This window comes from Pseudomonas sp. KH_050, assembly GCF_057838875.1.
Genome location: NZ_CM174478.1, coordinates 739,087 through 760,567, shown reverse-complemented (window position 1 = coordinate 760,567; position 21,481 = coordinate 739,087). Strand labels below are relative to the sequence as shown.

Below are 21,481 nucleotides of genomic sequence, written 5' to 3'. Positions count from 1 at the left end.
TCATTAGCGATTTGCGCTAGGTGCGGCATGGGCACGGGCGGCGGCGACATCCGCATTGATCGCCGTCTTCAGCGCCTCCAGAGAGGCGAAACGCTGCTCTTCGCGCAGCTTGTGGTGGAAAACCACCGTCACACGCCGGTCATACAGATCGCCGGCAAAATCTAAAAGATGCACTTCCAGGTGGGCCTTGCCATCACCTTCGACCGTTGGCCGAACGCCGATATTGGCGACGCCTGGCCAGGTCTTGCCGTCGAGGTCGACGCTCACCAGGTAAACCCCGGTCAGCGGCACACGACGGCGCTTGAGTTGTACGTTGGCCGTCGGCGTGCCCAATTGGCGCGCCAGTTTCTGGCCATGCAACACCCGCCCGGCAATGCGGAACGGGCGACCGAGCAAACGCTCGGCCAAAGCAAAATCGGCAGCGGCCAGGGCATTGCGGACCTGGGTGCTGCTGACGCGAATTCCGTCCAGTTCGACGGTCTGCGCCGCTTCGACGGTGAAACCCCGGGCGATTCCGGCCTGTTGCAGGAAATCGAAATCACCGGCCCGGTCGCAACCGAAACGGAAGTCGTCACCGACCTCCAGATGCTGCACCCCCAAGCCATCGACCAGGATCGTATCGACGAATTCAGCGGCGCTGAGCTTGCTCAAGCGCTGATTGAATGCCAGGCACAGGACCCGGTCAACACCCTCTTGCGCCAGCAACTGCAGCTTGTCACGCAAGCGTGCCAGGCGGGCTGGAGCCGTGTCCGGGGCGAAGAACTCACGCGGCTGCGGCTCGAAAATCACCACGCAGCTGGGCACGCCCAACTCAAGCGCACGCTCACGCAGTCGGGCCAGGATCGCCTGGTGACCACGGTGAACACCGTCAAAGTTGCCAATAGTGGCGACACAGCCCCGATGCTGGGGGCGCAGATTGTGGAGGCCTCGAACCAGCTGCATAACGCGCTTCTTGCTCATAAAGTGGTCGATTATAACCACACCCGGCGGCTGACGACAGGCAACACCGCAACCAAAGTGATCGAACCGACGCCTAACCAGGGATTATCTTCAATCCGTCGTCAGCTCAGCGCCTTGCGATTGAAATCTTTCAAACGGAAGCCCATCAGCGCCAGCATACCGAAATACGCCACGACGCCAGCTGCGACCAAAGCCCCCAGACGCAGGAAGCGCTCAAGCATGTGGCCCTGCTCCCAGGCCGGCATCAGCTGCATCAAGCCCAGCAGAACCGCGGACATCACCGCCACGGCGACCAGCAATTTCAGGCCGAATTTACCCCAACCTGGCTGCGGCTGATACATCTGCTGCTTGCGCAGCTGGTAAAACAGGAGGCCGGCGTTGATGCAGGCACCAATACTGATGGCCAGGGCCAGACCCGCGTGCTGCAGGGGACCAATCAACACCAGGTTGAACAGTTGCGTGACAACCAGGGTAAAAATCGCGATTTTTACCGGGGTCCGGATGTTCTGTTGCGCATAGAAGCCTGGAGCCAGCACCTTGATCACGATAATCCCGAGCAGGCCCACCGCATAAGCGATCAACGCCCGTTGCGTCATGGACGCATCAAACGCGCTGAATTGGCCGTACTGGAACAGCGAAACGGTCAGCGGTTCGGCCAGAATCCCCAGCGCCAGCGAGCACGGCAGCACCAGCATGAAGCACAGGCGCAGGCCCCAGTCGAGAATTCGCGAGTATTCGTGGCGATCGTTGCTTGCATAGGTCCGGGCCAGCGTTGGCAGCAGAATGGTCCCCAGCGCAACGCCGAGCACACCAGACGGCAGCTCCATCAATCGGTCGGCGTAATACATCCAGGACACCGAGCCCGCCACCAGAAACGAGGCAAAGATGGTGTTGATAATAAGCGAAATCTGGCTGACCGAGACCCCCAGAATCGCCGGCAGCATCTGCTTCATCACTCGCCAGACTCCGCTATCGCGCAAATTCAGGCGTGGCAGCACGAGCATGCCGATTTTCCTCAGGTGCGGCAGCTGGTAAAGCAATTGCGCCAGACCGCCGGCCAGTACCGCCCAGCCCAGAGCCATTACCGGCGGATCGAAATAAGGCGTCAGGAATAGCGCAAAGATGATCATGCTGACGTTGAGCAGGGTCGGCACGAAGGCGGGAACAGAGAACCGGTTCCAGGTATTGAGGATCGCCCCCGCCAGTGAAGACAGGGAAATTAATAATATATAAGGGAACGTCACCCGCAGCAGGTCGGAAGTCAGCGCGAATTTTTCCGGCGTATTGGCAAATCCCGGCGCGGTCGCCCAGATCACCCAAGGCGCGGCCAGTATCCCGGCAATTGTGACCAGCGCCAGGACCAGGGTCAGCAACCCTGAAACGTAGGCAATAAAGGTTCGCGTCGCTTCATCGCCCTGCTGGCTTTTGTATTCCGCCAGAATCGGTACGAAAGCCTGGGAAAAAGCCCCCTCAGCGAAGATCCGGCGCAGCAGATTGGGCAATTTAAACGCAATGAAGAACGCATCCGTGGCCATCCCGGCGCCAAATGTGCGCGCGATAATGGTGTCACGCACAAACCCAAGAACCCGGGAAAGCATCGTGATAGAGCTGACGGCGGCCAACGACTTGAGCAGATTCATTGAAAGAGTTTTAGCCTGTAGATAAAGAGCAGGCGAACTAAGCGCCCACATATGCGATACTCCGCGCCGCAGCAGCACAGAGCCAAAGCTCGCGAGTTTACAGGTCAAGCGCCGGAAATAAATATCCGCCTCTTTTAGATCGACCACTCAGCGGAACGCATCAACCGCCCTTGACAAGACTTCATCTCATCGGCATGATTCGCGGCCTATTTTGTTTGCTATTTCCCAAAAAGTCTTTCGAGGAGCTCGACGGTGGCCAACACACCTTCCGCCAAAAAACGTGCAAAACAGGCTGAGAAGCGTCGCAGCCACAACGCCAGCCTGCGTTCCATGGTTCGTACCTACATCAAGAATGTAGTTAAGGCCATCGACGCAAAAGACGCTGAAAAAGCACAAGCTGCTTACGTTCTGGCCGTGCCAGTTATCGACCGTATGGCCGATAAAGGCATCATCCACAAGAACAAAGCTGCTCGCCATAAAGGCCGCCTGAATGGCCACATCAAGGCTCTGAACCTTGCTGTAGCAGCCTAAGCGACACGCTTTGTTAAAAAACCGACCTCAGGGTCGGTTTTTTATTGCCTGCGATTTAACAAGCGCAGCGCAAAAAAAATGTGGGAGCGAGCCGCACCGTCGCCCCCACATTCGGATCTTCGCTAAATTACTGAGCGTGCGCCCACGGCAAGATCGGGATCGCGGTCACCGCATTCTGCGGACTACCCTCGATCAAGCGATCGCTGTAGACCAGATACACCAGGGTATTACGCTTTTTGTCGAGGAAGCGCACCACCTGCATGGTCTTGAACACCAACGAAGTACGCTCCTTGAATACCTCATCACCATCCTTCAATTCACCCCTGAAGCTGATCGGCCCAACCTGACGGCAAGCGATGGACGCCTCGGCACGATCCTCAGCCAGACCCAAACCGCCCTTCACACCGCCAGTCTTGGCCCGCGACAAGTAGCAGGTCACGCCCTCGACCTTGGGATCATCAAACGCCTCGACGACGATGCGATCATTCGGGCCGACGAATTTGAATACCGTAGACACCTGACCAATCTCCTCGGCCGAGGCCAGCAGTGGCAACGCCAGCAGCAGACCCAACAATCCCTTTGCTACACGCATTCAACTTTCCTCAAACCAGGATCAGGTTATCTCGATGAACCAGTTCCGGCTCAGCCATGTAACCCAATAGACCGACAATCGCCTCTGACGACTGACCAATGATCTTTTGCGCCTCCAGGGCACTGTAGTTGGCCAGGCCACGGGCGATTTCACGACCATCCGGAGCCACGCAGACCACCATTTCGCCACGCCGGAAACTGCCATGGACCAACTTGACCCCGACCGGCAGCAAACTTTTGTTGCCCTGAGACAGCGCCAAAACCGCGCCAGCATCCAGCACCAGGGTGCCCCGAGTCTGCAAATGCCCGGCCAGCCATTGCTTGCGCGCCGCCAGCATGCCGCGCTCAGGCGACAACAGGGTGCCAATGCGCTCGCCAGCCTTCAGCCGATCCAGCACTCGCTCCAGACGCCCGCCCACGATGATCGTGTGCGCACCGGAACGCGCCGCCAGCCGCGCCGCACGCAGCTTGGTCTGCATGCCACCACGACCGAGCGCACCACCGGTGCCGCCAGCCACGGCATCCAGCGCCGGATCATCGGCGCGAGCCTCGTAAATCAGCTTGGCATCAGGGTTATTGCGCGGGTCCGCATCGAACATGCCGTCGCGGTCCGTGAGAATCACCAGCAGATCCGCCTCGACCAGGTTCGCCACCAAAGCCGCCAGCGTGTCGTTATCACCGAAACGAATCTCGTCGGTCACCACGGTGTCGTTTTCGTTGATGACCGGGACCACCTTGAGCTCGACCAGCGCACGCAAGGTGCTACGGGCATTGAGGTAGCGCTTGCGGTCGGACAGGTCATCATGGGTCAGGAGAATTTGCGCCGTGTGCCGACCATGCTCGGCAAAGCTCGACTCCCAAGCCTGCACCAGGCCCATCTGACCAATCGCCGCCGCGGCCTGCAACTCATGCATGGCACTCGGTCGAGCGGTCCAGCCCAGGCGACTCATGCCCGCCGCGACCGCACCCGAGGAAACCAGCACCAGCTCGACGCCCGCTTCATGCAGGGCCACCATCTGTTCGACCCAGACACCCATTGCCGTGCGATCCAGGCCCTTGCCGTCCGCCGTCAGCAAAGCACTGCCGATCTTCACGACCCAACGCTGCGCACCTGACACCTTGCTCCGCATTTTATTCAACCTATGCCGGCGAGTGACGCGACCCGGCGTCACCCATGAGATTATTTGTATTATTGCGTTTTGCAGACACCAAAACGCCGCTCAATGAGCGGCGCCTTGGAAACTGGCTTGAGGACGATGATAACACCGCACCCTGCCAGATTGATTGCTTCGCGAAGGAGCTTCAGTGCATGCCAGCGATCCTCAATCCATCAAAAGATCGCAGCCTGCGGCAGCGCCTACAACAATGAATCAATCACGGACGTAAATGATTTCCGGACCGTCTTCATCATCCACATCTTCTTCATCCCAATCATCGTCACCGATGTCATGGACCGACTTGACGCCACTGCGACGCAGGGCACGCTGGTCGTCCAGGGCTTGCAACTGGGCACGGGCTTCGTCTTCGATGCGCCGATCGAGATCCGCCAGCTCTTCCTTGTAGGCCGGGTCGTTAGCCAGGCGATCAGCACGATCTTCCATGTAACGCATGATGTCGTGACACAGACGCTCAGTGCCTTGCTTGGCGATGGCCGAGATCACGTAGACCGGACCGGTCCACTCCAGACGATCAACGATCTCCTTGACCCGGGCGTCGTGCTCTTCCTCAAGGATCTGGTCGCACTTGTTCAGCACCAGCCAACGATCACGCTCAGCCAGGGACGGGCTGAACTTGGTCAGCTCGCTGACGATCACTTCGGCAGCGTCTGGCGCACTGGCGTCATCCAGCGGCGCCATGTCGACGAGGTGCAGCAGCAGACGGGTACGCGACAAGTGCTTGAGGAAACGAATCCCCAGGCCAGCACCGTCGGAAGCACCTTCGATCAGACCCGGAATGTCCGCGACCACGAAGCTTTTCCAGCGATCGACGCTGACCACACCCAGGTTTGGCACCAGGGTAGTGAACGGATAATCGGCAACCTTTGGCTTGGCTGCCGAGACCGAACGGATAAAGGTACTTTTGCCAGCATTCGGCAAGCCCAGCAGACCCACGTCGGCCAACACCTTCATTTCCAGCTTGAGATCACGCGCCTCACCCGGTTTACCCGGAGTGGTCTGGCGCGGAGCACGGTTGGTACTGGATTTGAAACGCGTGTTGCCCAGACCATGCCAGCCACCATGAGCCACCAGCAGACGCTGACCGGCCTTGGTCAGGTCGCCAATGATTTCCTGGGTCGCAGAGTCAATCACGGTAGTGCCGACTGGAACCCGCAACACCAGCTCTTCACCTTTTTTACCGGTGCAATCGGTGCTGCCGCCATTGGCACCGCGCTCGGCATCGAAGTGCCGGGTGTAGCGATAGTCCACCAATGTGTTGAGGTTTTCGTCGGCGATCATGTAGACCGAGCCGCCATCACCGCCATCGCCACCGTTCGGACCACCGTTCTCGATGAATTTTTCCCGACGGAAACTCATGCAGCCATTGCCGCCGTCACCGGCCTTTACTCGAATCGAAACTTCATCAACAAACTTCATTACAAAACGCCTCTCGCCGCACGGGCGAGCTGAAAAGCACTAAGACATAAGACTCTTGCAAAAATGAGCGCAGCGACCTCAATCAACGACCGCAAAATCCAGCGCTGGCAGCCCATACAAACAGTTTTGCAAGAGACTCACCCCACAAACGAAAAAGCCCCGTCGCAAGACAGGGCTTTTCCAGCATTACGCAATTACGCCGCGACGACTTCAGTCTTCGGGACGATGCTTACGTAACGGCGACCGAAGGCGCCTTTAACCTGGAACTTGATCACGCCTTCGATTTTAGCGAAAAGGGTGTGATCCTTGCCCATGCCAACACCGTAACCGGCGTGGAATTGGGTGCCGCGCTGACGCACGATGATGTTGCCCGGAATGATAACCTGGCCGCCATACATCTTCACGCCAAGGCGTTTGGCTTCTGAGTCGCGACCGTTACGGGTACTACCACCAGCTTTTTTGTGTGCCATGAGTTCAATTCTCCTAGTGAGGAATTAGGCTGAAATTAAGCCTGAATACCGGTGATTTTGATCTCGGTGTACCACTGGCGGTGGCCCATACGCTTCATGTGGTGCTTACGGCGACGGAACTTGATGATGCGGATTTTATCGTGACGACCTTGGGAAATCACTTCAGCAACAACGGTTGCGCCAGGAACAACTGGAGCACCGATATTCACGTCGTCGCCATTGGCAACCAACAGAACGCGATCAAAAGTAACGGATTCGCCAGTAGCGATTTCCAGTTTCTCGATCTTCAGGTATTCACCTGGGGCGACCTTGTATTGCTTGCCACCAGTAACGATTACTGCATAAGACATGGTATTTCTCCGATAATCCTGCTCACCCAGCTCTTTATAAGAAGAGGTATTGGCTGGCATGGCTGCATGGGGCTGGAACGGCCCAGATGCAATTGCGTAAGGCAGGTGCTGCCCAGGAAGTTCAGGGTGCGCGATTGTACGCAAGCTGCATTGACGATGCAAGTGCCTGAGCATAGCGCCTTGACACCTGCGGACGCGAGTCCTAGCATGCCGCGCAACCCTTCTGGAGCAACTGTCGCTGATGCAACCCCAAGCTTTCTACCGCGCGGTGGCGGACGATTTCAACGCCGTCGACGGCATCATCAAGAAGCAGCTGACTTCCCGAGTGCCGCTGGTGTCGAAAATCGGCGACTACATTACCTCGGCCGGTGGCAAACGCCTGCGTCCATTACTCGTGCTGCTGTGTGGCAAGGCCCTGGGTCGCGAAGGCGATGACATGCGCCTGCTCGCCGCGACCATCGAGTTCCTGCATACGGCCACCTTGCTGCATGACGACGTGGTCGACATGTCCGGCATGCGCCGCGGACGCTCGACCGCCAATGCCATGTGGGGCAACGCCCCAAGCGTGCTGGTCGGCGACTTCCTGTACTCGCGCTCCTTCGAGATGATGGTCGAACTGGGCTCGATGCCAGTCATGAAGATCCTCTCCCAGGCAACGCGAATCATCGCCGAAGGCGAAGTGTTGCAGCTGTCCAAGGTTCGTGACGCCAGCACCACCGAAGAAACCTACATGGAAGTCATCCGCGGCAAGACCGCAATGCTTTTCGAGGCTTCGACCCACAGCGCCGCGGCCCTGGCCGGTGCCAGCCCGGAACAGCGCGAAGCCCTGCGCACCTTTGGTGATCACTTGGGCGTAGCCTTCCAGCTGGTTGATGATTTGCTGGATTACCGTGGCGACGCAGAAACCCTGGGCAAGAACGTCGGAGACGATCTGGCCGAAGGCAAACCGACCCTGCCGCTGATCTATACCATGCGCGAAGGGACCCCGGAACAAGCCGCACTGGTGCGCAAGGCGATCCAGAAAGGTGGTATCGAAGACCTGGAAAGCATCCGCGCCGCCGTGGAAGCCTCGGGCTCTCTGGATTACACTGCCCGACTGGCCCGCGATTACGTGGCGCGTGCCATCGCCTGCCTCGACACCCTCCCCCCCAGCGAATACCGCGATGCTCTGGTGGAATTGAGCGAGTTTGCGGTTGCACGCACGCATTAATCGCAAAGCAAGATCAAAAAATCGCAGCCTGCGGCTGCGATCTTTTTTGGCCAGCGCCTCCCCCCACCCCTCACCGGGCTAAAACCCTATACAATGTGCGCTTTTAGCCATCCTGAATCCAAGGAGCCTTAGTGAGCACGTTGCCACCCTGCCCAAAATGCAATTCCGAATACACCTACGAAGACGGCGCTCAGCTGATCTGCCCGGAATGCGCCCATGAGTGGACCGCCGGTGGCGAAGCCGAAGTTGTGTCCGATGATTCCGTGAAGAAAGACTCGGTCGGTAACGTCCTGCAAGATGGTGACACCATTACCGTGATCAAGGATCTCAAGGTCAAGGGCACCTCGTTGGTGGTCAAAGTCGGCACCAAGGTCAAGAACATCCGCCTGTGCGATGGCGACCACGACATCGACTGCAAAATCGATGGCATCGGCCCGATGAAGCTCAAATCCGAGTTCGTCAGAAAGGTCTGATCCCTACGAATCCATCCCGCGCCTTGTGCGGGATGGCGCTGCCCCCCCCTGAATGCCCATACCAATAGCAAAAGGCCAGCCCTTTTGACTGACACCAATACCCACACAAAAAAGACCAGAAACTGCCAATAGGCACTTGCTATTAATTGAATAAGAATTATTCTCATCGAACCCCTAAGCGGAGATGAGAACCATGACTTACTTGATAGATGCCTGGCTGGACCGTCCACATCCTTACCTGCGGATCCTGCATCGGGAAACCGGAGAAGTCTGTGCGGTACTGGAAGAAGAAGCCTTGAATGAGCTGCAGGACCAGGGCGACCTGGACCTCAACGGTCTGAGTTCCAGCGAGCCGATGGTGCTCAAGGAACTGGTGCGCAACCTGTTTCTGTTCAGCTATGCCCGAGCGTTGCGCCCGGCGGGGGATCTGAATACCAGGTTCCAGATATGAAGATCACTGCAAAAACTGTAGGAGCGAGCTTGCTCGCGATGGCATCAACGCGGTTTCAAATTTAAACCGAGTCGCCTGCATCGCGAGCACTGCCGCTCCCACACTAGCCCGCATTCACATCGGATCGGGTCTTACAGAACGTCTAGCAGTTCGACGTCGAATACCAGTACGCTGTGCGGCGGGATGCTGCCCACGCCTTGCGCGCCGTAAGCCAGCTCGCTCGGCACGTACAGGCGCCATTTGCTACCGGCGTTCATCAGTTGCAGGGCTTCGGTCCAGCCAGGGATCACGCCGCCAACCGGGAATTCCGCAGGCTGCCCACGATCATAGGAGCTGTCGAACACAGTGCCGTCGATCAACGTGCCGTGGTAGTGAGTACGTACGCTATCTTCGCGCGACGGCTTGGCGCCTTCACCGGCGGTCAGCACTTCGAATTGCAGGCCGGAAGCCAGAGTGGTGATGCCGTCACGCTTGGCGTTTTCAGCCAGAAACTCCAGACCAGCGCCAGCAGCCGCTTCAGCCTTGGCAGCCGCTTCGGCTTGCATGATTTCACGGATTACCTTGAAGCTGGCGGACATCTCTTCCTGGCCAACACGGCTTTCCTTGCCGGCGAAGGCGTCGGTCAAGCCAGCCAGGATCGCGTCCAGGTTAACGCCCGGTGGCGGGTTGTCGCGCAGTTGGTCGCCCAGCTGACGGCCGATGCCGTAGCTGACGCGGGTTTCGTCGGTGGACAGATTTACTTCGGACATAACACTGCTCCGCTGTGCGGACGGCTCGGAAAGTTGCCGTGCGTGCACAGCTCATTCCGGAGCGCCCGGAACCAAAAGGGCAAGCAGACTAGCACACAAGTCGTGACTGTGATGAGAGTGTCCAGCCTAGCCGGGCGACTTGAAAGCAATCGTTACCCGCCGGCGCCCCTCGGCGCTGCCCGGCATCCCGCACATTTCATCGTCAACCGGGGCTTGGATCAGGTTCATCATGAGTTCCGGAAACGCGTGCAGCACTTCACGGGCATGCTCCACCGAGCGCACCTGCATCACCTGGCCATGGGAGTCGTTCAGCGGATGGGCCGCGCCGTGTATTCGCGCCTCGATCAGGTAGCTAACGCCGTCGAGGGAGATCAGGTTCAGCTCGTCGACTTTCCCTGCGACGGCAAAGGCATTCAACTCTTGCAGGTTCATGACTGCACCTCGCGCAACTCAGCCCAGGACAGTTAACAGGCATATGCCTCGCGGTGAAAAAGCACAAGCCAGAATCGCCGCCGCCCGTCCGTTTCACCATAGCCTTTGTGATGAGAAGGGCTTGTTGTGGCGAGGGGGCTTGTCGGAACGCCGCATCGCCACATGTCAGTGCTTGGTCAGCTTGTCCAGGTAACCCATGGCAAAGGCCGAGATCACGAAGGTCATGTGAATGATCACGTACCACTTCAGGTGTTCTGGATCGACGTTCTTCGCGTCCATGAATATGCGCAGCAGGTGAATGGACGAAATGGCTACGATCGAGGCGGCCACCTTCATTTTCAATGAAGAGGAGTCCATGGTGCCCAGCCAGTTGAGCTTTTCCTTGCTCTCATCGATGTCGAGTTGGGAAACGAAGTTCTCGTAACCGGAAATCATCACCATCACCAGCAAGCCGCCGACCAGCGCCATGTCGATCAACGACAGCAACACCAGAATCAGATCCGACTCAGCCATCGAGAATACGTTGGGGATGACGTGAAAGACTTCCTGGAAAAACTTCAGCGCCAGGGCCAGCAAACCCAGGGACAGACCGAAGTAGATCGGCGCCAGCAGCCAGCGCGAGGCGTACATTGCATTCTCGATAAAACGTTCCATTGAATCTCACAAGGTCTGGAAATGGCGGCGAGTATAACAGCCGGACAAAAACCCATAAACCGCTGGAAAATCCATGGCCTGCAGCTCTGCCAAGGCGTTTTTCTGCTAGTGTCGCAGTCAATCACGCCATTCTCTGATGTCGGACAGGAAGACTGAAAAATGGATTTTCGATTGCCTTTAACCAGTACCGGTCTGTGCATCGCGTTACTGGTCAGTGGCTGCTCACCCAGCGATGAGAAGCAGCAGGTCAGCCTCGAAGAGAAGACCGCGCAGTTCGAAAAGTCGCTGGACACGATCCAGGATCCGCGGCTCAAGGACGCCGTGGCCGATCTCGGCGGCTCTTTGTTGCTGCTCGAACGGGCCCGGCTCAAACTCCAGAGCAAGCCGATCGAAACCGAGTACGGCGAAGATGCCATGGCCCTGCTCAAGCACTATCCAAGCCCGCAAGCCTTGGTCGACACTTACATCAATGGCCTGTTCGTGCTGCGAAAATCATCCAGTTCCGACTATCTGATCGACCTGCAGCCGGTATTCCCGTTCGACTTCAACATGCCGGCCGGGTTTCCGTTCCCTCATGGCCTGCAATGGCAATCCGTGACGTTGAGCGACAAGCAGGTCATCGCGTTTCAATCCGAATGGTCGGAAACCGACCCAGGCATTCAGTTGAGCCCCTCAAGCGCCAACCTGAGCAGCCCCGATGACCTGACGGTGGCCTACCCCTACATCGAGGGGTTGGAAGTCGACAACAAGCACCAGCCTCAACCGGTAATGCTGCAAGGTCAGCTTGAAGTCATTGTGCCACGCAAAGTGCTCACCTTCGAACTGACCAGGCAGGACGTGGGCAAAACACATACGGATGAAAACATCAGCATCACCCTGCTGGCCCTGGACAAGAACTGCGCGCAAATCGAAATGAGCAACAGCGCAGCCCTGACGGCAGACGTCGGCGCAGCTGCGCTCAATCCGCTGATGGTTCAGGCCAGGGACACTACCGGGCAGTTTCTTTCGCGTTCGGGCTCGATCAATGAGAACGCCGAGCAAATCGCCTTCTATGAAAAACAACTGGCCGAGATGCAGAAACAGCAGACCTGGAGCGAGGCCTTCGAGAATCAGCTCAAGGACCAGCAACACGCCTTCGAACGTCAGCAGGCACGTCATTACACCAAGGTTTATTTCAACGGCACCATCGACGCACTGGAAGTCAGCGTACTCGACTTCTCGGGCGCCTCACTGACGCGCAAAGACCTGAAAATGCCAGTGCGCCAGTTCGATCGCAATACCACCGCAAAGACCATCCAGAGCCTGTCATTGCCGGTGGTGGTGTATGACGACCAGGCGGTGAACTGGCTCAAGGAAGCCACACTCGACGAGGCCACCCTGAAAAAGCGCATCACCATCAGCCAGTCGATCGAAGACCCCAGTGCCGCACGCATCGAGTTCGATCACCCGAAAACCTTCAATGATGAATTGCTGGGCTCGTCGTTCAGTGCCGGCGACTCCCCGGTAACCTTTTTCACCCAGGGTGATGACGGTAAACGCGGCGACCCCATCGAGCTGCCAGCCGAAGCCTATGACGTCGATCCGCTACGCTCCACTATCACTTACGATCTGAATCTGTTTCCGGAAACGCCGGCCTATGCCGTAGGTTCAATGTCGTTGTTTCTCGCCAAAATCGAAAAAAGCGCCCTCGCCGCCCGCCAACTGCCCAAAGGCCTGGAGCTCAAGGGCAATACCCTGGTGGTCGACCAGAAGCTGTTCCCGGCGCAGGACTGGCGCTTTTACGCCAAGGACGACAGCGGCAATTATTTGAAGGAAATTCTTGCGGTCAGCCACAGCGCGACCCCAGATGAGCCAGCGCTGCTGGATGTGCATTACTTCTACGGCCAGCCGAGCCAGCTGGAAACCTACCAGCGCACCGACCTTAAGACGATCGAATATGGCTTCGAAGTCAAACTCGACAGGGCACACACGGAAAGCCCTGTCGAGTAACGGTCCAGTGCCTGGGTTGTCACTAAAAATCGCTGGGGCGAGAACGCCCTCCGTTGATTTCGCGTAACTGGGCCTGTAGATGCAGGCACCAGATTTGCGGATCGTCAGCCAGCTCGTAGCCATGCAAGGTCAGGCTTTCAACGATGGTTTCAAGGATTGATTCGGCCACGAAAGGTCCATGGAACGGGCCTTGGGCTTTAATCGCGGAAGGTTGTTCACCGGCCATTCCGGCGGCGAAGAGTAAGGTCCACATCCCGGTATCTCCTGCAAGCGGACGAATGCTGCATTCGATACGAGTGACCAGGCCAAGGCATTGGCGTGTAAGGCAGAGGTTGCGCGACATGGCGGCGACCCTCGGTAGATCCGGTATTCAGCCTTCACACAAAGGCTGGCTCGATCCAGTGATTACTGTCGATATCCTTGCCCTGAGAATAGAGGAAAAGTCCGGACTGCAATGCTTGCAAAGACCAGCGGCGCCAAATGGTCATTTTGTGAACATTGATGCCAGCGTTGTGGGGAGGGGCGGCCTCAAAAGATCGCAGCCTGCGGCAGCTCCTACGGATGTGCATTCACCTGCTATTTCGCGGGTGTACGCGGTCGTGCAGGAGCTGCCGCAAGCTGCGATCTTTTGCCTTTGTCTCAGAGCGGCTTGGTCTCGGCCAACGCCTCTTGAGCCGCCTCTTTTTCCGCCTCCTTGAGATCGTCCTCACTGATCATTTCGGCGATCACTCGCAGGCGTTCCACCACCCGTGCGTTGACACTGCCCTCAGGGAACTGGCCCTCGGCATCCGGCTCGCCGGCAGGTTCGCCGACCAGCAGGCTCAGCGCTTCATCAGCCTGGCGCACCGCGTAGACGTGGAATTGCCCGGCGCGCACCGCCGACAGCACGCGCTCATCGAGCATCAAGGTCGCGACGTTGGCTTGCGGGATGATCGCGCCCTGTTCGCCGGTCAAACCGCGGGCTTCGCAGAGACGGAAGAAACCTTCGATCTTCTCGTTGACCCCACCGACCGCCTGGACCTCACCGAACTGATTGATCGACCCGGTAATCGCAAAGCACTGCTTGAGCGGGGTTTTCGACAGTGCCGAGATCAAGGTGCAGGCTTCGCCCAGAGAGGCGCTGTCACCATCGACATAACCGTAGGACTGCTCCAGAGCAATACTCGCGGAGATCGCCAACGGGAATTCCTGGGCATAACGACTGCCCAGATACCCGGTAAGGATCATCACGCCCTTGGAGTGGATCGGCTGCCCGAGATTGACCTCGCGCTCGATATCGACGATGCCACTGCCGCCCGGATAGACGGTGGCGGAGATTCGCGCAGGAATACCGAACGCCGAGTCACCGACTTCGAGTACGGTCAGCCCGTTGCATTTGCCCACCGCCGCTCCCGAGGTGTCGATCAGGATGATCCCCGCCAGCATGTCGTCGAGAATCCGCGCCGAAACCCGGCCGGTGCGAGTCGCCTTGGCTTTGAGCGCTCGTTCGATATGCCCGGCGTCGGTCATGTCGTCGTTGGCCAGATGGCGGATGAAATCCGCCTCGCTGACCAGCTGGAACAGATCGCCGATACGCGCCGACAATCGCCCCTGATGCTCGGCCAGCCGCGCACTGTAGGTCGCCAGACGCGCCACCGCATCGGCGGTCAACGGTGCCATGCCCTCTTCCGAGGTCCGGGTTTTCAGCAGCTGAGCGAATTGCTCGAGGCTTTCATCGACCATCGGGATGTCTTCGTCGAAGTCCACCAGCACCCGGAACATTTCCTGGAAGTCCGGATCCAGGTCTTGCAGCGTGTAGTACAACTGCCGGGCGCCAATGATGATGACCTTGACCTGCAGCGGGATAACCTGAGGCGACAGGGTTACAGTCGCCAGCCGCCCCAGTTCGCCCAACGGCGACTCCATTTTCAGTTTGCGCGACTGCAATGCGCGCTTCAGCGCATCCCAGACGAAGGGCTCGCTGAGCATTTTCTCCGCTTCAAGGATCAGGAAGCCGCCGTTGGCCCGATGCAAGGCCCCCGGGCGCAGTTGGCGGTAGGTGGTGTAGAGGGCGCCCTGATCGGTGCTGTACTCGATGCGACCGAACAGGTTGTCATAGGTCGGGTGCGGCTCGAAGACCACCGGCGCGCCACCGCTGGCATGGTGCCCGACGACAAGACTGGGGGCGTACTGCTCTTCCAGCAGCTTGCGGGCCACAGCGTCGGGTTTGCTGTCGTCAACCAGTTGCTCGACCACGGTTTTCAGCAGGTAAACCTGCATGGCTTGCAGATAACCGCAAACCCCGGCGTTTTCCGCGTACTTTTCCGACAGCGGTGACAGCAGCGGCTGCAAGGCCAGGGTGATGGTTTCCTCGTTGAGCTGGCGCATCTGGTTGCTGGATTCGCGCTTCCACTGCGGCAGGCTTGCCAGCTCTTCGTTCAGGCGCTCTTCCAGTTCGGCGATATCGACGTGGAAACGCTCGCGATCGACTTCCGGCAGTTGCGAAAACTCGGCTTCGTCCAGCGCTTTGCCTTCGCTCATCGGAGTAAAGGCGATGTTGGTGCTGTCGCGGTAAAGGGCGACTTCCTTTTCCAGCGCCAGACGCTCGATCACATCCAGTGCACGGTCGTAGCGCTGGTTGAAGGCGCGGTCGATGGCACTTTTTTTCTGCTGGTAGGAGGGATGCTCGAACACCGCCGGAAAGGTCGCCAGCAGATTGTCGATCAAGCCATTGATATCGGTAATGAATGCACCCGCCGCCCCCGAAGGCAGCTCCAGCGCCCGCGGTTCGCGCGGCTCATCGAAATTGTTGACGTAGACCCAGTCCGCCGGGGTTTGCAGGCGTTTGCCTTCGGCCTTGAGGTAGCGTTTGACGAAAGAAAACCGGCCGGTGCCGGGCTCGCCCATGACAAATACATTGTAACCGGGGCGCGGCATGGCCACGCCGAACTGCAAGGCTTCGACCGCTCGTTCCTGGCCAAGCACACCGCGAAAAGGCTCCAGATCATTGGTGGTAGAGAAGCTGAACTGTTCAGCGGAAAACGGACGGGTCAGCGCTTCGGGCGCTAGACGCAAGCTGGCAGCAACAGGATCAGGCATCGGGCTTCCTTACATCAGGCGGGGCAGATGACGGCATTCTGGCGCCGGGTACACCCGGCTGGCAAGGCACGCTGCAGGCGAAAGCATAGACCAGCTAAAAACCTCGCGCAGACCCGCGAAAAAGAAGCTGTTTCGAGGGATGCTTTGCAAAAAACAACGGAACCCCTGGATCGTGCCTAAACTCCAAACTGCGCGGCTGGACTAATAACCGGCCCAACGGCGTCAGCTTGGCGCCCGAACCCTTGTCCATTGGTATGCACCTAAAGAGAACAAAGCTATGAAACGGATTCTTCTCGGTACTCTTTTCACCGCTGTATCCATCAATGCAATGGCCCAAGCGCCAGGCGGCCCGGATTGCGGTTGGGGCAACATGCTGTTTGAAGGTCAGCGTGGCACCCCGGCTCATTTCCTGGCATCCACCACCAACGGCACCTCCGGTAACGCTACCTTCGGTATGACTTCCGGCACCAACGGTTGCTCGACCAACGCTGCGCTGACTTACGGGGGCAAGTCCTGGATTGCCATGAATGGCATGATGAACGAGCTCTCCGAAGACATGGCCAAGGGGCAGGGCGAAGCGCTGACTACCTACGCCGTGGTGCTGGGCGTAGCCCCTGAAGACCGCGCGCATTTCGCCGCAGTCACTCATCAACACTTCCAGCAAATCTTCAGCAAAGCCGATGTAACTGCCGATGATGTGCACACCAACACCCTGGCCGTGCTCAAAGGCGACGCTCGTCTGGCCAAATACGCTACCCAGGCTTAAGCTCGACCCGCCCGCTCCTTTCGAGGGGCGGGATTTGTTTTTTGGACCTGTCCCGCTTTGGGTCTTTTTTTTCGAATTCTAAGTTGCCCGCCATGCTCAAACGCCTTGCCTCTCTGGCGCTCTGTGTCTGCGCCCCGCTGTGCGCCGCGCCTCACATCGACAACCAAGGTTTGCAGCAACTGGCCAATGACCCCTTCTGGATTTCCCTGGGTCACTATGAATCCGCCAAGCTCGGCGGCTGGCGCAGCCATGTCAGCGAGCCGACGTTTTTTCTCGCCGCCGATGGAGCACAGCGTCCGGATCATGAGCTGGAGGCGACCGTACAGGCACTGTATGCCCCGGCCAGCGCTGGCGAGAAGCACGCGCAGTGCGTCTACCCGGCCCGCAGCCGCTGGCTGAAAGCGCAGCTGGGCCTCAACGACCTGCCCGTCGTGCAGTGCGCCGAGTTCACCCAGTGGTTCAAGGATGTTGCACCGCATAGCGCGGTGATGATCTTCCCGGCGGCTTACCTGAACAGTCCGTCGTCGATGTTCGGCCACACCTTGCTGCGGATCGACCAGGCCGACGTGCAACGCAACAATACCGCCCTTCTCAGCTACGCGATCAACTTCGGCGCTTACATCGAAGGCTCCGACAACAGCATTCTCTATGCCTGGAAAGGTCTGATGGGTGGCTATCCCGGGCTGTTCGCCCTGGTGCCCTATCAGGAGAAGCTTTCTGAGTACCGCAGCCTGGAAAACCGTGACCTCTGGGAATACCGGCTGAACCTGACCCAAGCCGAGACCGAGCGCATGGTCGAGCACGTCTGGGAGCTCAAGCAGATCCAGTTCGACTACTTCTTCTTCGATGAAAACTGTTCCTACCGCCTGCTCGAACTGCTGCAAGTGGCGCGACCGGGCCTGAAGTTGACCGAACAATTCCCACTGACCGCCATCCCCACCGACACTGTTAAAGCGGTGAAAGAAGCCGGGCTGGTGGAGAAGATCGACTACCGGCCATCCCGCGAACGCGAACTGCTAAGCCGCGCCGAACCATTGAGCGACGAGGAGCAGGATTGGGTGCTGAAAGTCAGTGCCGACCAGAAACAATTGCAGGATCCAGCCTTCAAGGCCCAGCCACGGGCCCGCCAGGCACTGATCATCGACGCGGCCTACCGTCTCGAACGCTACCGCGCCAACGGCCAGGAGCGCGATCCACAGCGCGCACAACGCAGCTTCGAGTTGTTGCGGGCGATCAACCAGAACCCGGCGCCGGAGCTTTCGATCGAGCGTCCGGGCCTGCCTGAGAACGGTCATGAATCACGCACCTGGCAAGCCGGCATCGGTACCCGGGGCGACCAGGCGTTTGGCGAATATGGCCTGCGCATGGCCTATCACGACCTCAACGACAATGCCGAGAGCTTTCCCCTCGGGGCGCAGATCGAAATCCTGCAGATGAAACTGCGTCAGTACGAAGGCAATAACTGGCAGTTACAGCAACTGGACCTGGCGACCATTCGCTCGCTGACACCGCGCAACGAACTGCTGAAGCCCCTTTCATGGCAAGTCACGGGCGGCCTGGAGCGCGTACCGGGCAAACATGACGATGAAACCCTGGTCAGCCATGTCAATGGCGGTGCCGGTGGTACCTGGCAGCTCGGTGAGCAGATGCTCGGTTTTGCCCTTGGCACCGCGCGCGTCGAGCACAATGCCGACTTTTCCGGATTCATTACCCCGGCGGCCGGCTTCAATACCGGCCTGCTGTGGCACAACCCGCTGGGCAATCTAAGCCTGGAAGCCAAAGGCGATTACTTCACCAACGGCGAAGTGCGCCGCAGCTTGAGTCTCAATCAACAGTGGGAGTTGTCGCGCAATCTCGGCTTGCGTTTGAGTGCGCAGCGCGAGTTCAGCCAGATGGCGTCGCCGGAGAATGAAGTGATGCTGGAGGTGAAGTGGTATCACTATTGACTTGCGATTTGCAGTGTTGCCGCAAAGATCGCAGCCTGTGGCAGCTCCTACGGGATTGCGTACACCCTCAGCACCCCGGTTGCATGCGATCGGCGTAGGAGCTGCCGCAGGCTGCGATCTTTTGATCTTGAGGCGCTCAACTCCACAGATTAATCACCAGCCTTTCACAAACGCCCGACGAATCCACTCCTAAACTTACCTCATAGGCCGTTCAACGGCGTGGGAGTCTGAGATGTGGCGGTGCTGGGCTGCTGTGGTGGTGTTGGGTTTGCTGGCGGGGTGCGAGTCGACTCACGAGCATTTGCTCGCCGAAGGTTATCCACCAGCCTTCGCCGATGGTTTCGATGACGGTTGCAGCAGTGGTCGTCAGGCCGCTGGAGTGATCACCGGGCAATTCAGGAAAAACGTCCCGCGCTATCTCAAGGATGCGCAATACGCCGAGGGCTGGAGCGATGGCTTCCGGCAGTGTCAGGCCATGCGGGAGAACCAGGAGCGCAACGATTACCGGAATCGACACTGGGATGAACGCGAACGCGCCTGGCAGCAACAGAAGGATCAGGACAAGGCGCGGGCTTATCGCTCGCAATAAGTCGCTTTCGGGCATTTGTCGAAACTAAATGGCTGCGACCATGGCCCAAACTCCATCAAGGGAGAAATGTCATGAGCCGCGCCTTCGTCAATGAAGATCAAGCCGCTGCGCAAGCCGACCAACCGGTAGAACGCCAGGTCAGCGCGCAACCCAATTACGTCACCCCCGGTGGGCTGGGCCTGCTGCAAGCCAAGGTCGCTGAACTGCAGGCGCAACACAGTGAGCAATCGGCGCTGGGGGAGCGTGCGGACAAGCAGCGCCTGGCCGATATCGAACGCGACCTGCGCTACTTCAATCAGCGCCTGCAAAGCGCTCAGGTGGTCACTCAGGCGTCGTCGACCGAGAAAGTGCAGATTGGCAGCTGGGTCACCTTTGCCGACGAGCACAACGTCGAGCAGCGCGTGCAACTGGTCGGCGAAGACCAGGCCGATGCCGCCCGTGGCCTGATCAATTGGGGTTCGCCGCTGGGGCGTGCGCTACTTGGCGCGCACCCTGGCGATGAAGTGTTGTGGAAGCGACCGGCCGGCGATCAGCTGATCGAAGTCCTGCGCATTGAACCGGCTTACACCACGCCTTGAGCCAGCATGGCATCGGCAACTTTGACGAAGCCGGCGATGTTCGCCCCTTTGACATAGTTGATCCGGCCATTCTCTTCGCCGTAATGCACGCAGGCGTGGTGGATCGACTGCATGATGTTGTGCAGCTTGCTGTCGACTTCACCCGCGGTCCACAGCAGGCGCATGGCGTTCTGCGACATTTCCAGGCCGCTGACCGCCACACCGCCGGCGTTCGAGGCTTTGCCCGGCGCAAACAGGATCCCGGCTTCGATAAAGATATCCACCGCCGCCAGGGTAGTCGGCATGTTGGCGCCCTCGGCCACGCAGATACAGCCATTGCGCAGTAAGGTCCGCGCCGCATCGGCGTCCAGCTCGTTCTGGGTCGCGCATGGCAGGGCGATGTCGCAGGCCAGGTCCCAAGGGCATTGACCGGCGCGGAATTCCAGACCGAAACGAGCGGCCAACTCGCTGATGCGTCCGCGCTTGACGTTTTTCAGTTCCAGCACGGCCAGCCATTGCTCTTCGCTCAAACCGGCTTCGCAGAAAAGCGTGCCTTCGGAGTCGGACAGGGAAATCACCTTGCCGCCCAGGTCCATGACTTTGCGCGCAGCGTATTGCGCGACGTTGCCGGAACCGGAGATCGCCACCCGCTTGCCTTCGACCTTCTCACCGCTGCGCTTGAGCATTTCTTCGGCGAAGTACACACAACCGAAACCGGTGGCTTCCGGGCGAATCAGGCTGCCGCCGTAGCTCATGCCCTTGCCGGTCAGCACGCTGGTGAACTGGTTGCTCAGACGCTTGTACTGGCCGAACAGGAAGCCGATCTCGCGAGCCCCTACACCGATGTCGCCGGCCGGCACGTCCAGATCCGCACCAATATGCCGGTACAGCTCACTCATGAACGCCTGGCAGAAGCGCATGACCTCGGCGTCGCTTTTGCCTTTCGGGTCGAAGTCCGAACCGCCCTTGCCACCGCCCATGGGCAGGGACGTCAGGGAGTTTTTGAAGGTTTGTTCAAAGGCGAGGAATTTCAACACGCCCATGTTCACCGAGGGATGGAAGCGCAGACCGCCCTTATAAGGACCGATGGCACTGTTCATCTGAATCCTGAAACCGCGGTTGACCTGGACTTTGCCGTGATCGTCGACCCAGGAAACCCGGAACACGATGGCCCGCTCCGGTTCACAGATCCGCTCGAGAATTCCTGAAGTCAGATAGTGCGGATTGGCCTCGAGAAACGGCCACAAGCTACGCAGAACTTCTTCCACTGCCTGATGGAATTCGGGTTGGTCAGGGTCGCGTTTTTTCAGGCGGGCAAGGAAGTCTTCAACGGATTCGATCATGAAAGGTCTCGGCAAATTTATGTCGTTAAGGCAATTTGCCCGGGACTTTATCAATTCATGCCGCACCGCGACAGAGCGAAATGTCGCATTTATGAATTTAAATGGTGC

At 58.6% G+C, this 21,481-nt stretch carries 23 protein-coding genes; 10 read left to right on the top strand and 13 right to left on the bottom strand.

Annotation, left to right across the window (positions count from 1 at the left end; translation table 11 throughout):
- Positions 1 to 3: 3 nt before the first annotated feature.
- Positions 4 to 942: a bifunctional riboflavin kinase/FAD synthetase gene (ribF, locus tag AC3IUA_RS03490; RefSeq protein ID WP_489359139.1), complete on the bottom strand. Its 939-nt coding sequence runs from the start codon at positions 940 to 942 to the stop codon at positions 4 to 6.
- 119 nt (positions 943 to 1,061) lie between these two features.
- Entirely contained in the window at positions 1,062 to 2,600 is a 1,539-nt protein-coding gene (gene murJ / locus AC3IUA_RS03485; protein ID WP_489359138.1) for a murein biosynthesis integral membrane protein MurJ, read from the bottom strand.
- Between the two features lie 252 nt (positions 2,601 to 2,852).
- Between murJ and rpsT the strand changes: the two genes are divergently transcribed.
- On the top strand, positions 2,853 to 3,131 hold the full coding sequence (rpsT, locus tag AC3IUA_RS03480; RefSeq protein WP_029292043.1) for a 30S ribosomal protein S20: 279 nt from the start codon (positions 2,853 to 2,855) through the stop codon (positions 3,129 to 3,131).
- Between the two features lie 127 nt (positions 3,132 to 3,258).
- On the opposite strand, the gene AC3IUA_RS03475 is transcribed toward rpsT, so the two are convergent.
- Positions 3,259 to 3,723, bottom strand: a complete 465-nt coding sequence (locus AC3IUA_RS03475) for a CreA family protein (protein WP_489359137.1) — start codon at positions 3,721 to 3,723, stop codon at positions 3,259 to 3,261.
- 10 nt (positions 3,724 to 3,733) lie between these two features.
- Entirely contained in the window at positions 3,734 to 4,852 is a 1,119-nt protein-coding gene (gene proB, locus AC3IUA_RS03470; protein ID WP_489359136.1) for a glutamate 5-kinase, read from the bottom strand.
- Between the two features lie 44 nt (positions 4,853 to 4,896).
- Here proB and AC3IUA_RS03465 point away from each other — a divergent pair, with 44 nt between their 5' ends.
- A complete protein-coding gene (locus tag AC3IUA_RS03465; protein ID WP_489359135.1) occupies positions 4,897 to 5,091 on the top strand; it encodes a hypothetical protein in 195 nt (64 codons plus the stop codon).
- A gap of 1 nt (position 5,092) precedes the next feature.
- Here AC3IUA_RS03465 and cgtA read toward each other — a convergent pair whose 3' ends face one another.
- The 3 genes from cgtA to rplU all read right to left on the bottom strand — a co-directional run bounded on the left by cgtA (position 5,093) and on the right by rplU (position 7,136).
- A complete protein-coding gene (gene cgtA / locus AC3IUA_RS03460; RefSeq protein ID WP_489359134.1) occupies positions 5,093 to 6,316 on the bottom strand; it encodes an Obg family GTPase CgtA in 1,224 nt (407 codons plus the stop codon).
- 194 nt (positions 6,317 to 6,510) lie between these two features.
- The gene (gene rpmA, locus AC3IUA_RS03455) at positions 6,511 to 6,786 is read right to left on the bottom strand and encodes a 50S ribosomal protein L27 (protein ID WP_150641122.1); all 276 of its coding nucleotides are present in this window, start codon (positions 6,784 to 6,786) and stop codon (positions 6,511 to 6,513) included.
- A 35-nt stretch (positions 6,787 to 6,821) separates the two neighbouring features.
- Positions 6,822 to 7,136 carry a 50S ribosomal protein L21 gene (rplU, locus tag AC3IUA_RS03450; RefSeq protein ID WP_003443915.1) on the bottom strand — a complete coding sequence of 105 codons (315 nt, stop codon included), beginning with the start codon at positions 7,134 to 7,136 and terminating at the stop codon, positions 6,822 to 6,824.
- 241 nt (positions 7,137 to 7,377) lie between these two features.
- Here rplU and AC3IUA_RS03445 point away from each other — a divergent pair, with 241 nt between their 5' ends.
- The 3 genes from AC3IUA_RS03445 to AC3IUA_RS03435 all read left to right on the top strand — a co-directional run bounded on the left by AC3IUA_RS03445 (position 7,378) and on the right by AC3IUA_RS03435 (position 9,270).
- Positions 7,378 to 8,346, top strand: coding sequence for a polyprenyl synthetase family protein (locus tag AC3IUA_RS03445; protein WP_489359133.1), 969 nt, complete (start codon positions 7,378 to 7,380; stop codon positions 8,344 to 8,346).
- A 131-nt stretch (positions 8,347 to 8,477) separates the two neighbouring features.
- Positions 8,478 to 8,819 (top strand): zinc ribbon domain-containing protein YjdM, encoded by a 342-nt coding sequence (locus tag AC3IUA_RS03440; protein WP_489359132.1) that lies wholly within the window; start codon positions 8,478 to 8,480, stop codon positions 8,817 to 8,819.
- Between the two features lie 193 nt (positions 8,820 to 9,012).
- A complete protein-coding gene (locus tag AC3IUA_RS03435) occupies positions 9,013 to 9,270 on the top strand; it encodes a PA4570 family protein (RefSeq protein WP_489359131.1) in 258 nt (85 codons plus the stop codon).
- Between the two features lie 131 nt (positions 9,271 to 9,401).
- Here AC3IUA_RS03435 and bamJ read toward each other — a convergent pair whose 3' ends face one another.
- The 3 genes from bamJ to AC3IUA_RS03420 all read right to left on the bottom strand — a co-directional run bounded on the left by bamJ (position 9,402) and on the right by AC3IUA_RS03420 (position 11,105).
- Entirely contained in the window at positions 9,402 to 10,019 is a 618-nt protein-coding gene (gene bamJ, locus AC3IUA_RS03430) for a BamJ family beta-barrel-assembly machinery protein (protein ID WP_489359130.1), read from the bottom strand.
- Between the two features lie 126 nt (positions 10,020 to 10,145).
- Entirely contained in the window at positions 10,146 to 10,451 is a 306-nt protein-coding gene (locus AC3IUA_RS03425; RefSeq protein ID WP_489359129.1) for a DUF6482 family protein, read from the bottom strand.
- A 165-nt stretch (positions 10,452 to 10,616) separates the two neighbouring features.
- Complete coding sequence (locus AC3IUA_RS03420; protein WP_020296439.1) at positions 10,617 to 11,105, bottom strand: TIGR00645 family protein; 489 nt, start codon at positions 11,103 to 11,105, stop codon at positions 10,617 to 10,619.
- A gap of 159 nt (positions 11,106 to 11,264) precedes the next feature.
- Between AC3IUA_RS03420 and AC3IUA_RS03415 the strand changes: the two genes are divergently transcribed.
- Positions 11,265 to 13,094, top strand: coding sequence for a hypothetical protein (locus AC3IUA_RS03415; protein WP_489359128.1), 1,830 nt, complete (start codon positions 11,265 to 11,267; stop codon positions 13,092 to 13,094).
- Between the two features lie 22 nt (positions 13,095 to 13,116).
- Here AC3IUA_RS03415 and AC3IUA_RS03410 read toward each other — a convergent pair whose 3' ends face one another.
- Both AC3IUA_RS03410 and AC3IUA_RS03405 read right to left on the bottom strand, forming a co-directional pair.
- Complete coding sequence (locus tag AC3IUA_RS03410; protein WP_150803277.1) at positions 13,117 to 13,437, bottom strand: PA4575 family protein; 321 nt, start codon at positions 13,435 to 13,437, stop codon at positions 13,117 to 13,119.
- Between the two features lie 296 nt (positions 13,438 to 13,733).
- Entirely contained in the window at positions 13,734 to 16,172 is a 2,439-nt protein-coding gene (locus AC3IUA_RS03405) for a Lon protease family protein (protein ID WP_489359127.1), read from the bottom strand.
- 277 nt (positions 16,173 to 16,449) lie between these two features.
- Between AC3IUA_RS03405 and AC3IUA_RS03400 the strand changes: the two genes are divergently transcribed.
- From AC3IUA_RS03400 to AC3IUA_RS03385, 4 genes are all read left to right on the top strand, one after another.
- Positions 16,450 to 16,938: a DUF3015 domain-containing protein gene (locus AC3IUA_RS03400; protein WP_489359126.1), complete on the top strand. Its 489-nt coding sequence runs from the start codon at positions 16,450 to 16,452 to the stop codon at positions 16,936 to 16,938.
- Between the two features lie 92 nt (positions 16,939 to 17,030).
- Positions 17,031 to 18,884 (top strand): Lnb N-terminal periplasmic domain-containing protein, encoded by a 1,854-nt coding sequence (locus AC3IUA_RS03395; RefSeq protein WP_489359125.1) that lies wholly within the window; start codon positions 17,031 to 17,033, stop codon positions 18,882 to 18,884.
- Between the two features lie 232 nt (positions 18,885 to 19,116).
- Positions 19,117 to 19,473, top strand: coding sequence for a hypothetical protein (locus tag AC3IUA_RS03390; protein ID WP_489359124.1), 357 nt, complete (start codon positions 19,117 to 19,119; stop codon positions 19,471 to 19,473).
- A 71-nt stretch (positions 19,474 to 19,544) separates the two neighbouring features.
- On the top strand, positions 19,545 to 20,051 hold the full coding sequence (locus tag AC3IUA_RS03385; protein ID WP_489359123.1) for a GreA/GreB family elongation factor: 507 nt from the start codon (positions 19,545 to 19,547) through the stop codon (positions 20,049 to 20,051).
- Here AC3IUA_RS03385 and gdhA read toward each other — a convergent pair.
- Entirely contained in the window at positions 20,036 to 21,373 is a 1,338-nt protein-coding gene (gene gdhA / locus AC3IUA_RS03380) for an NADP-specific glutamate dehydrogenase (protein WP_489359121.1), read from the bottom strand. The genes AC3IUA_RS03385 and gdhA overlap by 16 nt on opposite strands.
- Positions 21,374 to 21,481: the final 108 nt, after the last annotated feature.

Bases quoted from the DNA above. Each gene is read 5' to 3' on its own strand.
- ribF (WP_489359139.1), bottom strand. From the start codon at position 942: ATGCAGCTGGTTCGAGGCCTCCACAATCTGCGCCCCCAGCATCGGGGC.
- murJ (WP_489359138.1), bottom strand. From the start codon at position 2,600: ATGAATCTGCTCAAGTCGTTGGCCGCCGTCAGCTCTATCACGATGCTT.
- AC3IUA_RS03475 (WP_489359137.1), bottom strand. From the start codon at position 3,723: ATGCGTGTAGCAAAGGGATTGTTGGGTCTGCTGCTGGCGTTGCCACTG.
- proB (WP_489359136.1), bottom strand. From the start codon at position 4,852: ATGCGGAGCAAGGTGTCAGGTGCGCAGCGTTGGGTCGTGAAGATCGGC.
- AC3IUA_RS03465 (WP_489359135.1), top strand. From the start codon at position 4,897: ATGAGATTATTTGTATTATTGCGTTTTGCAGACACCAAAACGCCGCTC.
- cgtA (WP_489359134.1), bottom strand. From the start codon at position 6,316: ATGAAGTTTGTTGATGAAGTTTCGATTCGAGTAAAGGCCGGTGACGGC.
- rpmA (WP_150641122.1), bottom strand. From the start codon at position 6,786: ATGGCACACAAAAAAGCTGGTGGTAGTACCCGTAACGGTCGCGACTCA.
- rplU (WP_003443915.1), bottom strand. From the start codon at position 7,136: ATGTCTTATGCAGTAATCGTTACTGGTGGCAAGCAATACAAGGTCGCC.
- AC3IUA_RS03445 (WP_489359133.1), top strand. From the start codon at position 7,378: ATGCAACCCCAAGCTTTCTACCGCGCGGTGGCGGACGATTTCAACGCC.
- AC3IUA_RS03435 (WP_489359131.1), top strand. From the start codon at position 9,013: ATGACTTACTTGATAGATGCCTGGCTGGACCGTCCACATCCTTACCTG.
- bamJ (WP_489359130.1), bottom strand. From the start codon at position 10,019: ATGTCCGAAGTAAATCTGTCCACCGACGAAACCCGCGTCAGCTACGGC.
- AC3IUA_RS03425 (WP_489359129.1), bottom strand. From the start codon at position 10,451: ATGAACCTGCAAGAGTTGAATGCCTTTGCCGTCGCAGGGAAAGTCGAC.
- AC3IUA_RS03420 (WP_020296439.1), bottom strand. From the start codon at position 11,105: ATGGAACGTTTTATCGAGAATGCAATGTACGCCTCGCGCTGGCTGCTG.
- AC3IUA_RS03415 (WP_489359128.1), top strand. From the start codon at position 11,265: ATGGATTTTCGATTGCCTTTAACCAGTACCGGTCTGTGCATCGCGTTA.
- AC3IUA_RS03410 (WP_150803277.1), bottom strand. From the start codon at position 13,437: ATGTCGCGCAACCTCTGCCTTACACGCCAATGCCTTGGCCTGGTCACT.
- AC3IUA_RS03405 (WP_489359127.1), bottom strand. From the start codon at position 16,172: ATGCCTGATCCTGTTGCTGCCAGCTTGCGTCTAGCGCCCGAAGCGCTG.
- AC3IUA_RS03400 (WP_489359126.1), top strand. From the start codon at position 16,450: ATGAAACGGATTCTTCTCGGTACTCTTTTCACCGCTGTATCCATCAAT.
- AC3IUA_RS03395 (WP_489359125.1), top strand. From the start codon at position 17,031: ATGCTCAAACGCCTTGCCTCTCTGGCGCTCTGTGTCTGCGCCCCGCTG.
- AC3IUA_RS03390 (WP_489359124.1), top strand. From the start codon at position 19,117: ATGTGGCGGTGCTGGGCTGCTGTGGTGGTGTTGGGTTTGCTGGCGGGG.
- AC3IUA_RS03385 (WP_489359123.1), top strand. From the start codon at position 19,545: ATGAGCCGCGCCTTCGTCAATGAAGATCAAGCCGCTGCGCAAGCCGAC.
- gdhA (WP_489359121.1), bottom strand. From the start codon at position 21,373: ATGATCGAATCCGTTGAAGACTTCCTTGCCCGCCTGAAAAAACGCGAC.